This window comes from Streptomyces sp. NPDC053048 (assembly GCF_044547045.1).
Classification (GTDB): Bacteria; Actinomycetota; Actinomycetes; order Streptomycetales; family Streptomycetaceae; genus Streptomyces.
In genome coordinates this window covers 45,515-56,811 of the sequence record NZ_JBITZS010000018.1, presented here as the reverse complement: position 1 = coordinate 56,811, position 11,297 = coordinate 45,515, and the positions used below count along the sequence as shown (strand labels likewise).

Sequence of the window (11,297 nt, the reverse complement as noted above, 5' to 3'; positions counted from 1 at the left end):
TGAAGCCTTGCCCGTCGAGGGCCTGTGCGGCCTCGGCCGACAGGTAGCCGGCGGGGTCGGTGTACGGGCGGCTGGTGATGTACCGCTCGCGGTAGGCGAGACGCGGGTAGAGCAGGACCAGGCGCTCGACGTCGTCCGGCCGGTGCGCGGCATGCAGTGCGGCCGCGCCGCCGGAGAACGAGGCCGCGATCACGGTCGCGGGCAGGTCGAGACCGCTCTCGGCACGCAGGTGATCCGCGGCGGCCCTGATGTCGTTGGCGACTGCGGCGATCGTGATGTCCTGCGGCTGGCCACCACTGGCGCCGTGGGCCCGCAGGTCGAAGCGCAGGCAGCGCGTGCCGGCCTCCGCGAGTCGGGCCGCGATCCGGGGGAGAAAGTCGCCTTCCCGAGTGACGCCGGCGCCGTGCACCAGCACCGCCAACCGCTCCGCAGCCGCCTCCGGGGCCGTCACCGTGCCCGCCAGGGCAGTGCCGTCGAGCGAACGGAACGTGGTCTCCAGCTCCATGAGGCGGAGCGTACCGACTCCGGCCCGCCCGCACAGGAGATCAGTGTGACCGCGACCAGTAGATGGCCTCATACCCCCGCCGATCCCGCAGGTGAGTGAGTTTCAACGAATCGCAGTTGGCCTGTGAGAGGACCGATAGGTGGCCCCGGTCTCGTCCTCGGCGCGCTTCCGTAGCAGCACGGCAAAGCTCGCGAACACTGAAGACATGAACGACACGTGGCCGACTCTCCGGGACTGGTTGGACAACGCCGCTGGGCAGAACATCGACGACTTCCGCTCGCTCGGACACCGGGGCGAGCAGCTACTGGAGTTCTACGCCCAGGACGTTCGGGACACAGTCACGGCCGCCTTCGGCGAGGTGACGCTGCCCGCGCTGACCTTGTACGTCCACGTGATGGCACGCGCCGATCAAATCCTGACCGGCAGCATGGATGACCTGCCAGAGGGCCTCCAGGACCGCACCGGCGCGGAGGTCCATCACCGGATCACCGCCGCCTGCTGGATCGCTCGGGAAGCAGGGCTCGCGTAGTCGGGCCACCCATCGATCTGACGGACCTATCTGTCGTTGTCACAATCAGCCCACCGGGGCACGGTCCGCGGCCCCTCCCCCGGTCGACGACGGCATGAAGCCCTCGAAGACCGCTTCTTCCGCGGTGTCCGAGGGCTTCATGCGACGGGGCCAAGGTCAAGGGTGACCGATGAGCCACACGATCTCGACTTCGACGCGGTCGACGTACACCCGGTAGCCGACGGAGACTCTCGCGCGCTCCAGGACGAGCATCCTCAGCGCGCCCGGCCCACGCCCTTCGTGCTCCTGCCCGACGTCGAGCGGCCTGTCCGCGAGCGGGCCGCGCACCGCGTCGTTGACGGCTCGCCGCTGCTCTGGGGCCAGACTGGCCATGCCCCGGCGGGCATCGGGGCCCACCATCACCTTGTAGGTCACGGACGCGCCCCCGGGAGCAGCTCGAACGTCTCGGGGTCGTAGTCGGCCATGACCTCATCCCACGGCACGGCCCCGGCGCTGGCCCCCTGCACGTCGGCTGAGGCTGCGCGAAGGACGGGGTGGACCAGTGACAGCCACACCATGCGGTACTCGGCGATCAGGTCCTTCAGCTTCCCGAACTCGGCAGCCTCGAAGCGCGCTGTGAACGCCATCAGGTGCTCCGGCCACGGCGCGAGCGCGGCCTTGAGCTCCGCCAGATTCTGCGGGCCCTCGTCGGCCTCGATCCGGTACGGCGAGCGAGTCGGGTACGGCGCCTCGGCCGGCTGTGCACTCATCGGGAGCCTCCTCCTGCTGTCGGTGTCCAGTGTGCTCGATCCCGGCGTCCGGGAGGGGCGGGTTGGGCTCTCCCGGCCGTCGTCTTGCTGGGCCTGCTGTTCGTCATGCGGCACCGGCCGGTGCCGAGGCACTGGTCTGCTGGCGGGCGGCGGTCTCGGCACCGAGGCGCTCGTGCCGGGCGACGGTGAGGTCGGCGAGCTCGGCGGCCAGGCGGTGGATGCTGCCGGCGTGCGGGTTGCCGATGGACGTCACGTTGAGGACGGCGAGGAGGTGGCTCCGGGAGTGGGACGGGATGAAGACGGGTGCACTGCGCTTGCAGTCCCGGTACGTACCCCGGTCCATCTGCCCGAGCTCGCGTCGTACCCGTTCCAGGCTCTCGACGCGGTCGTCGCCGACCTCACGCCAAGCGCGGATCACGGTGTCGAGGATCTCGCGCATGCCCGGGTAGGCGGCGTTCCACAGGTCGACGACGCGGGCAGCCTGGTCCTCGTCGAGGTGTCGGTTCGTACGGACGGTCTCGATGGTGAGCATCTGTGTTCTCCGGTCTCAGGTGCCGGGGGCGGCCGGTCGAGCCGCCCCCGGGAAACGGGAAACGCGCAGGTCAGTCAGCGTGCCATAGAGGCCAGACGCCCCATATGCCCCTGGAATGCCAGTTCGACAATTCGCCCAGATGCCCCATTTCGATTCTTGGCGATGATGGCCTCGACGGTGCCCGCCTTGGGGCCGGTGTCGGTGCCGTCTTCAGCAAGCTCGCGGTGGAGCAGGACGATGATGTTGGAGTCCTGCTCAATGGCACTGGAGTCCTTGAAGTCGGAGACGAGGGGGCGCCGGCCGACAGCGCCCCGGTTGAACTGGGCGAGGGCGACGACGGGGATGCCGAACTCCATCGCCATCACCTTGAGGCCCCGGCTGATGTCAGCAACCTCCTGGGCACGGCTGGAGTTCTTGCTGGTGCCCTCGGGGGTCATGAGCTGGAGGTAGTCGGCGACGACGATCGCAGGTGCGTGCCCGCGGGCCGTCATCCACCGGATACGGGCCCGGATCTTCGACAGGGTCAGATGCGCGGAGTCGTCGAGGACGAAGTTGTGCGCGTTGGCCATGCGGTCGGAGACCTTGGCGATGCGTTCCCAGTCCTGCTCGGTGCACTGGCGGCGAATCAGTCGGTCGACGTTGATGTTCGCCTCTGCGGCGGTGAGCCGAGCCATGAGTTCACCGCCCCCCATCTCCAGGCTGATGACCAGGGCGGGCCGGTTGCGCTTGAGGGCGACGTGGGCAGCAAGGTTCATGCCGAACAAGCTCTTGCCACCGGCGGTGGCCGCGCCGACCGTGATCAGCTGGCCGGGCTTGAGCTGGATGACGTCGTTGAGGTCCCGCCACGGGGTATCCAGCGCGCTGGGGTCCTCGCCGGCCTGAAGCTCGTCGAGGAAAGTCTCCCACCGGTCGGCGACCGACAGGGGCGGCGTAGCTTCGGTGGTCCCGGTCGCGGCGGCCTGAACCTCGGCCATGGCGTCCGCGGCGATCCGGTCGGCGTCGTCGGTGGCGGCGTATCCCATCTGCACCATGCGGGTGCCGGCTTGGATGATCTGTCGCAGCGCCGCACGCTCGCGGATGATCGCGGCGTAGTGCGGGCCGTTCGCCGTCGTGGGCACGGTCTGGACGAGGGTGTGGAGGTAGGGGGCACCGCCGATCTTGGCAAGCTCACCTCGCTTGGTGAGCTCGGCGGCCACGGTGATCGGGTCGATCCTCGGCGTAGCGCCCGTGCTCGAGCCGTACATGTCGAGGATCGCGCGGTAGATCGTCTCGTGGGCGGGCTTGTAGAAGTCCGCCGGGTCGCGCAGCTCCGAGTCAATCTCGTCGATGACGCGGGCGGTACTGCTCTGGGTGGCCAGCATCATCGCGCCGAGCACCGCTTGTTCGGCGTCATTGTCGTGCGGCGGCGTGCGGTCGAACCCGCCGTCCGCGGGGCGGGGGCCCTCGGCCGGGAAAAGGTCGGGGTCGGTGGTTCCCGGAAGTTCTGCGATGCTCATAGGTAGAGCTCCTGTTCTGGGAGTCTTCGAGCGGCGGCCGGAGCCTGGCGAGGATTTCCGGCCGCCGTCATGCTTGATCAGATAGGCCGCGAAGGGACCTGAGCGCCCCTCAGCGCACCGAGAGGGGTCCTCGGGCCCATCCGACCCTTCGGTGACCACTCAGGCCGCCAGACGGCCGTTCGCGATCTTGGGGTCAGACGCTCGCGACAGCCGGGCGCAAGTGCGGGAAGCAGTCCGGACAGCGCACGACGGTGCGCATGCCGGATTCATCCTCGATGGTCCGCATCCGAGTGATTTCGTCGCAGTCCAGGTCCCCGCAGTACCCGGGCAGGCTGGCAGCGGGCTGCGCGGAGGGACGGGCCTGGTTGGGCACGGCGCGTGCGGTCGCCGCGGCACGGTGCCGCCGGACCAGGTTCTCGATCCGGGACTTCAGCGCGCCCTGCGGGTTGTGGGGCAAGGGGCCCTTGGTCAGCTCAGCAATCAGGGCGTCATCCAACTCCCAGCCCTGGGCCGTGATGCTCTCCACCAACAACGGGGCATACCGGCGCGCGGTCGGGCGTCCGACCGCCCACGGAGCGGGCATCTCCTGAAGGAACTCCTCAGCGGTGGCAACGGCCTCCGCGTCGAACGCTTCCTCCGCCTCCTCCCGCGCAGCGGGATTGGTGTGCTCCGCGGGGACGCCGTGAGGCGTGAGGGGGTTGGGGGAGGTGGTTACCACCACCTCCAGGGGGGGTGTGGGGGGGGAACCGCCATTGGAGGCAACAGGTGCCACCTGCGGTTTTGCCGCATCCACCTGACCAGGCAATCCACCTGACCCGGTGAATGAAGGCATCAGGTCTGACCTGCGATTTTCCTCATTGGAGGCATCAGGTCCGGGCCTGACTCCTCCATTGGAGGCATCAGGTGTGACCTGCGGTTTTGTTGCTTCGCTGGTGATGTACTCGATCTGCTCCTGGGGCGCCTTCGGCCGCTTCGAGATCTCGTACCGGGCGCCTCCGAGCGTCCCGCCCTCCAGACGGACGCGGTACGTGCGGATGTAGCCGGCCTTGCGGATCAGCGCGAGCTCGCGGCGGACAGCGTCCTCCCCGAGTGGCTTACCGTTTCCCGACTTCCAGCCCATCGCGCGGAACCAGCCGACGAGCTCTGGGACGTCGAACTCCTCGCCGGGCGGCATGAACCACAGAGCCTGAAGAACGGCGATCGTGAGCGGCTGCCAGCCGTGCCCGAAGAACGTCTCCTCGGTGATCGTGACGCTCGGCTCCGGCTCGATGGCCCGTGCCCACGTCTCGCGGGGGCGCTTGTTCGTCACCGGACACCCCCGGGCAGGACGCGGGCACTGCCCCGACCGGAGAAAGTGATGTGAGTAACACCACGCCCTGGTGCTTCACCCAAGGGGGTGGTGATGATAGGGGGACCTCCGGCGAAGGAAATCGCCTGGTCAAACCGAGCCTTCAGGCCGTGCACCGTGTTCGCCTTCCCGCGATCAGCGAAACAGGAAGTCAGACCTACTGCACGAACCGGCGCCGGGCCCGCTATCGTGGGACCGCACGCGGTTCACGCGAGCGAGGGGATGCTCCTGAGCCGCTACCGCGACGTTGGCCGCCGACTCGATCAAACTTTGGCGAGAGAGACGAGTCTTCGGCTTTGGTTGGCCCGGACCTTTTGGTCCGGGCCTTCTGCTTTCTGCGTCCCGTCAGTACGAAGGGACGTTGCGCATCGTATCGCCCGGCGTGTCAGCCGCCGCATCAATACCAGCTCAGCCGGGCGCGCCTGACGTGACCTCGGCCTTCACCTGCGCTGGAGCTTCCCCCGCCCCCTGCGCCTCCGCTGAAGCGCGGGCGGAGACGAGCGGGCGGCCCGGCCGGGTGATGGTCGAGGCGGGGCGCTGTGCCAGCCACCCGCTCAGGCGGTGGGCGGGGGCCTCGGTCCGTACGTGGCGGAAGCCTCTGCGCAGGTAGTAGTTCTGGAGGCGGGTGTTGTCGCGCCAGCAGTCCAGCCGGACCCAGGGAAGTCCGCGTTGGCGAGCGGTGGCACCGACCCAGTCGAGGATGCGGTCGCCGAGGTCGAGGCCGGCAGCCGCGCGGGCGGTGATGAGCTTGCCGACGTAGGCGGCCGAGTCGGGCTGGTCCTCGGTGGTCCAGAAGTCCATGTCGGGGCGGGCGAGGGTGACGGTGCCCAGCACGTCGTCGGCCTTGGTGACCGCGATCCACGTGCGTCCGGCCTCGATGTCCGCCATCCACTTCTTGAGGGCGGGCCCGCGCGTGCGAGCGTCGCGCCACTGGTCGACTCCCGCGGCCGCGAGCCACTGCTCGGCCTCGATGCGCAGGCCCATCAGCGCGGGCATATCGGAGGGAGTGGCCTCGCGCATGATCAGGTCGGGCATCAGACCTCCATCTCGTAGATGAGCCGGTTGAGGTGCCCGGGAGCCACAGTGACCATGACGCGGATCGGCTGGCGGTCCTGGTCGTAGCCGATGCGGACGTGGCGGGTGATGGGAGTGCCCACGCCGTCCGGGAGTTCCAGACGCTCGGCCTCGGAGGGACTGGTGGGGGGCCAGGAGCTGATCTCGTCGCGCAGGTACCGCTGGGGGTGTCCTATCGCGGCGAGGATGCCGCCGGGCATGGTGACGTCCCGCTGCTCCATCAGCGGCGAGTCCAGCGCGATCTGGGTCGGGAACCAAGAGTCGGCGAGTTGGAAGGGCTCGCCGTCCACCCGGCGGATGCGGCGTCGGGCGACGACGAACGTCCCGGGGCGGAGCTTGAGCCAGCCTGCGATGTCGGCCGGCGCGGCCTCGACGGACACCTGTGGGGTGTCCTGGGAGGGGGTGCGGCCTTGTTCGATGGCTGCGGCCTGCCAGTCGTCGCGGCCGATCTCCGGGCTGTCGCGGCGGTCGCCGCGCTCGAAGCGGTGGAGGTGCCATTCGAGGGGGTGGTTCCCCCGGACGAACACTCCCTTGCCCTGCCTGGCCTCCAGTTCGCCAGCGGCCTTCATCAGGGCGATGGCCCGGTAGACGGTCTTCTCTGCCACGCCGTAGTGCGCGGCCAGTTCCCGGGTGCTCGGCAACTGGTCGCCCGGCTGGAGTTCACCTGAGGAGATCTGGCGGTGCAGATCCTCGGTGATCCCGCGTGTCGGCGGCGGCTCTGACTTCTTCGGTGGCATGGGCCGCACCATAGCCCATCTTCGTGTCCGAAGGGTCGGCAGAGCCGTCATTCTTCAGGTCGGAAGTCGGCAATGGCCGCACGTCACCGGCTAAAAATCGCAGATGTGACCCAATTTTCCAGGCCGGATGCCTTTTCTCGACTTCGTGTCTGAAGTGGTTGACGATCTCGCTTCGACGGGGCTACGGTCGTCCCCGTTCCCACTTCGGACACGAAGTTGATGGGAGCGAGTGCCACCTGTTTGTCGGCACAGCCATGCCTAAACGCCCCTCGTGATCCACCCAACGGGACCGCCGCACAGGTTGCGGCAGGCCGGGCGAGCGGAGCGTCCGCGGCCTTGAGAACTCAACAGAGTGCGATGTACGGGATCCCGCCGAGAGCCCCTCCGGAGGAGGTGATGGGGGCGAGGCGGAGGCAGATCCACGGGCGAGCCCAGGCGGGGCTCTGCGGAGGAGGGGTTCGACTCCCTACTCGCCCACCGCGCCGCACAGACGGCGCGACCCCCGGCACGGCGTTGGAGCGCCATGTGTGCCGGGGGTCTGCACGGACCAAGCCCGATCTCACAGGGAGCTGATCCGCATGTCCATCATGCCGTCCGACATGCCGCTGCACGCCACCGGCATCACCAACGACGTCCTCGACGCCGTTGCCACCGTCTTCCCGCTCTTCGAGGACGTCCAGGGCCTGGCCCGTCTCGGCGTCCGCGTGGCCTTCGAGGTTGCCCCGTCCACGATCATCGTCACCATCACCGTCACGCCCGCCGCCGTGAGCGTGTTGCCCGCGCTGCTCGCCGAGATCGACGACGCCCGCCCCGGTTCGCTGCCCAACGGTCAGATGGTCGTCACCGGCTCCATGTGCGAGGGCGTTGTCCTGCTGAAGGTGGTCATCCCCCAGGGCTGGGTGACCCCCGAGGAGCTCGCGGTGCTGACCGGCACGGTGTCCGCCGACCCCTCCCGCCTGCTGTGACCCGGCAGGAGCAGGCCGCGGCCGCCAAAGCGGCGGCTGACGCCGCGCGGCGGGCTGAAGAGGCCCGCCGCCAGTCGCAGGAAGACCTTCAGCGCCACGGCCGGGCCGTCTCCGGAGTGGGAGGCCGTCGGTGAAGCTGATCAGCCGCAAGCGATACCGCGAACTGCTCGACGCCGTCGACGCTGCGGCCGCCCAGCTGGAGGGCGTTGCCGCGGACCGGAAGGTGCTCGCCGGTCGGCTCGGTACGGCGCTGGGCGCCAGCCGGGCCCGCCGCGCCGAAATCGACCGGCTCCGCGCACTCCTGGCGGATGCGCAGTCGGAGTTGAAGACCGCTGAAGAGGACGCGCGCCTCCACCGCACTCAGCGCGGACAGCTGCTCGACGACCTGGCGGGCGCTCAGAAGCTGGCGCGGGAGTTGTCCGCGGAGCTGGCGGTGGTGCGCCACGGGGAGACCACCGTCCATGTCCTGCAGCGCGGCTCCAAGATTCTCAGCGTCGAGCGCACCTACCGGGCGGCGACGCGCCGGGCGCACGCGATCGATCCGGCCGTGCCGGCGGACCCCGCTCGCTGGGTGCCGTCGACGCGGCTGGCCTCCGAGCCCGACGGGTTCTTCGTTTCGCACCGCGTCCTGCCGCCGGACGACCGTCCGGAGCCGATGCCGCGCGAGGCCCTCGTCGTCGAGCTGTTGCAGCAGCTCCAGCGCGAGCAGCCCGCGGTAGCCGAGCAGATCAGCGTCACCCTCGACGCCCTGACCAGCACTGGAGAGGCGACCCCATGACCGTGTCTCTGCGCAGCAGCAAGGCCGTTCGGACGTTCCGTAAAGCCCACGGCGACGTGGCGACCTGGAACGCCGTCGACTACGAGGTGCACCAGAACCTCGCCCTGATCGCGCTCGCCGCGAGGGACGCCAGCCGGCTGGGCGTCGTCAAGCGGCGCTTGATGGTCGTGGCGATCGTCGCCTACGCCACCCCCGGGTACGTCCTGTGCGAGGTGCTCAGCGCCCGCGGCCGGACGTGGAACTGGCTCGAGCGCCACCTCGACTGGGTGGACGACCGGCTCGACGACGCCGAGCACGCCTGCAAGAGGTCCGGCGACCAGGAGTTCGCGGCGCGGGTGGCCGACGCGCTCGAACCCCTGGAAGACGCCGTGGACCGGATGACGGCTCGCCTCGCCAAGGAATGACGGGCACCCCACGCCCCCACGGTGGCCGCCGACGGCGGCCACCGTCTGCACGAAAGGAGTTGTCGCGTGGCGGCCCGTACAGCCACCCGCAACAAGCCCCGCAAGCCGGCCACCCGCAAGCCGGCTGCGAAGACACCCCTCCCCCGCCCCCAGGCGACACCGCCGGATCCGGAGCCGCGTTCGGCGCAGCGAACGGAGGCGGACGCCCTGCTCGCGGACAGTCGCGACCGGGCCGCCGACATGGTCGACCGTGCCGCGGACATCCTGGACGCCGCCAGAATGGCGGCCTTCACGGAGGCAGCGGAGCTCACCCGGCGCGCCGGGGAACAGGCCGAGCTCATCCGCCAGGCCGCGGCCACCGACGTCCGCCGGGTGCTGGCCGAGGCGGCCGACGAGGCCGGGAACCGACTGCGCCGGGCTACTGCCGACGCGCACCAAATGCGCGCCGCCGCCGGCCTGGACGCGCAGCACACCCTGGAAGAGGCCCGGGCCGACGCGGCCTGGGCCGCACAGAACATCACGACGGCCGCCGAGGACCTGGCCGACCGGACCCAGCGCGCGGCGGCCGCGAGCGCTCGCCAGGTGCTGGTCGAGGCGGGCGAGGAAGCCGGGGACCGGCTGCGCCGGGCCACCGTCGACGCTGAACAGGTGCGGCGCGCGGCCGAGCACCAGGCCAACGAAGTCCTTGACGACGCCCGGCAGACGGCGAAGAACACGGTCACCTCCGCGCGGGCGACGGCGGCCCGGCACCGTGCCGAGGCAACCCTCGCGGCGCGAGCCATCCAGGCCAAGGCCGAGGAACAGGCCAAGCAACTGCTCGCTGAAGCCACGCAGCAAGCCGCTGAACTGGCGGCGCTGCGCCGGGAGGCGGCGGAGGCCGCTTACCGCACGGCTCTGGCCGATGCCGCGAAGATCGTGGCGGAGGCCCAGGCGCAGGCGGCCGAGGCCCAAGCGATGCGGGCGGCGGCCGACTCCGAGGTGGAGATGATCCGCCGGCGGGCGCGCCTCGAGCTGGAAGAGGAACTCGTCGCTCGTCGCGGCGAGATTGACGGCGAGCTCGAACGGCGCCGCGATGCCCTGGAGGCCGACTTCCGGGCGCGGGTCGAGCGCCGCGAGAGTGAGCATCAGCAGAAGGTGCGCAAGCTCGCCGGAGAGCTGGAACAGATGCAGCGGAGCGCCGAGGCGGAGGCTCGCCGCGGTGCGGAGGCGATCTTGGCCGGTGCCGAGGATCAGAAGAGCGAGCTGATGGCGGACGCGGTTGAGGCCATGAACCGCGCCCAACACCAGCAGCGCGCCGCCGAGGAGACGTACCGCAAGGCTCTTGCTGCCAAGAGGCGGAAGGCGTCGCGGTCGTCGTGGCGGCGGACGGTGGTCCGCCAGTTCTGGAATCAGCTGCCCTGGCTGGGGCTGGTGTCCGCGGTCGGGCTGACCGCCCAGGGCGAGTACCACCTCGCCCGCCTGGTCGGCATCCACCCGTACGCGGCGCCGCTGCTGCCGGCGGCGATCGACATCTACGCCGTCACCGCCTTCCGCCGCCGCACGGACGTGCCGTGGGCGCTGGGCATCATGGCGGCCGCCAACATCGCCGCTCACCTCGCCGACCCGAACGCCCGCGGTCCGCAGCAGCTGATCGTCGGCGTCGTCCTGGTCTTCGTCACCGTGGTTTGGCGAGTGCACAACCTCATCGACCACGACAAGCCGGAGGCGCCCGAGGTCGCGCCCGAGGCCCCCGTCGACGAGCCCGGTAAGCCGGAGGAGCAGACCGGTATCCCGCCCTCCCCCGGTGGCGGTAAGCCCGCGTCTACCGGTGGCGGTAGCGAGACCGGTAACCCGCGTTCTACCGGTACCGGTGACTCGCCGCCTACCGGTAGCGGTAAACCGGCTTCTACCGGTGGCGGCACCGGCACCGGTAACCCGCCTCCTACCGGTAGCGGTAACCGGGGCGGTAAGCGACCGGGTACCGGTCGCCGCCCGCGCCCCGGTAGTGCCGGTGGCGACAAGCCCACGGGCGAGCAGCGCGCCGCCGTACGGGCCCGCGCCGCCGCTCTCCTCGCGGCGGGCGAGACGCCCTCGCCTACCGCTCTCGCCGCCGAGTTCGGCGGCGTGGATCCCGAGTGGGTCCGCAACCAGATCCGCGCCGTCCGTACCGCCGCCGAAGCGGCGTAGCAAGCCGCGGGCCG

At 70.2% G+C, this 11,297-nt stretch carries 13 protein-coding genes; 5 read left to right on the top strand and 8 right to left on the bottom strand.

From position 1 onward, the window contains the following. A partial coding sequence (locus ACIG36_RS32860) for an alpha/beta hydrolase (protein ID WP_399936104.1) occupies window positions 1-505 on the bottom strand: 505 nt, incomplete at its 3' end. A 205-nt stretch (window positions 506-710) separates the two neighbouring features. On the opposite strand from ACIG36_RS32860, the gene ACIG36_RS32855 reads away from it, so the two are divergent. After that, window positions 711-1,034 (top strand): hypothetical protein, encoded by a 324-nt coding sequence (locus ACIG36_RS32855; protein WP_399936103.1) that lies wholly within the window; start codon window positions 711-713, stop codon window positions 1,032-1,034. A 156-nt stretch (window positions 1,035-1,190) separates the two neighbouring features. Here ACIG36_RS32855 and ACIG36_RS32850 read toward each other — a convergent pair whose 3' ends face one another. The 7 genes from ACIG36_RS32850 to ACIG36_RS32820 all read right to left on the bottom strand — a co-directional run bounded on the left by ACIG36_RS32850 (window position 1,191) and on the right by ACIG36_RS32820 (window position 6,970). After that, window positions 1,191-1,448 (bottom strand): hypothetical protein, encoded by a 258-nt coding sequence (locus ACIG36_RS32850; RefSeq protein WP_399936101.1) that lies wholly within the window; start codon window positions 1,446-1,448, stop codon window positions 1,191-1,193. Beyond that, window positions 1,445-1,783 carry a hypothetical protein gene (locus ACIG36_RS32845; RefSeq protein ID WP_399936100.1) on the bottom strand — a complete coding sequence of 113 codons (339 nt, stop codon included), beginning with the start codon at window positions 1,781-1,783 and terminating at the stop codon, window positions 1,445-1,447. The genes ACIG36_RS32850 and ACIG36_RS32845 overlap by 4 nt, the downstream gene beginning before the upstream one ends. A gap of 103 nt (window positions 1,784-1,886) precedes the next feature. Further along, window positions 1,887-2,315: a hypothetical protein gene (locus ACIG36_RS32840; RefSeq protein WP_399936099.1), complete on the bottom strand. Its 429-nt coding sequence runs from the start codon at window positions 2,313-2,315 to the stop codon at window positions 1,887-1,889. Between the two features lie 74 nt (window positions 2,316-2,389). After that, window positions 2,390-3,811, bottom strand: a complete 1,422-nt coding sequence (locus ACIG36_RS32835) for a replicative DNA helicase (protein ID WP_399936097.1) — start codon at window positions 3,809-3,811, stop codon at window positions 2,390-2,392. Between the two features lie 193 nt (window positions 3,812-4,004). Next, a complete protein-coding gene (locus tag ACIG36_RS32830) occupies window positions 4,005-5,120 on the bottom strand; it encodes a hypothetical protein (RefSeq protein ID WP_399936095.1) in 1,116 nt (371 codons plus the stop codon). Between the two features lie 447 nt (window positions 5,121-5,567). Beyond that, window positions 5,568-6,194: a GNAT family N-acetyltransferase gene (locus ACIG36_RS32825; protein WP_399936094.1), complete on the bottom strand. Its 627-nt coding sequence runs from the start codon at window positions 6,192-6,194 to the stop codon at window positions 5,568-5,570. Then, complete coding sequence (locus tag ACIG36_RS32820) at window positions 6,194-6,970, bottom strand: GntR family transcriptional regulator (protein WP_399936092.1); 777 nt, start codon at window positions 6,968-6,970, stop codon at window positions 6,194-6,196. Before ACIG36_RS32820 ends, ACIG36_RS32825 begins: the two co-directional genes overlap by 1 nt. A gap of 578 nt (window positions 6,971-7,548) precedes the next feature. On the opposite strand from ACIG36_RS32820, the gene ACIG36_RS32815 reads away from it, so the two are divergent. The 4 genes from ACIG36_RS32815 (at window position 7,549) to ACIG36_RS32800 (ending at window position 11,283) form a co-directional block, all read left to right on the top strand. Continuing rightward, window positions 7,549-7,935: a hypothetical protein gene (locus ACIG36_RS32815; protein ID WP_399936091.1), complete on the top strand. Its 387-nt coding sequence runs from the start codon at window positions 7,549-7,551 to the stop codon at window positions 7,933-7,935. 130 nt (window positions 7,936-8,065) lie between these two features. Then, window positions 8,066-8,713 carry a hypothetical protein gene (locus tag ACIG36_RS32810; protein WP_399936089.1) on the top strand — a complete coding sequence of 216 codons (648 nt, stop codon included), beginning with the start codon at window positions 8,066-8,068 and terminating at the stop codon, window positions 8,711-8,713. Next, window positions 8,710-9,117 carry a hypothetical protein gene (locus tag ACIG36_RS32805; protein WP_399936087.1) on the top strand — a complete coding sequence of 136 codons (408 nt, stop codon included), beginning with the start codon at window positions 8,710-8,712 and terminating at the stop codon, window positions 9,115-9,117. Before ACIG36_RS32810 ends, ACIG36_RS32805 begins: the two co-directional genes overlap by 4 nt. Window positions 9,118-9,183: 66 nt before the next feature. Continuing rightward, window positions 9,184-11,283, top strand: a complete 2,100-nt coding sequence (locus ACIG36_RS32800) for a hypothetical protein (RefSeq protein WP_399936086.1) — start codon at window positions 9,184-9,186, stop codon at window positions 11,281-11,283. Window positions 11,284-11,297 lie beyond the last annotated feature (14 nt).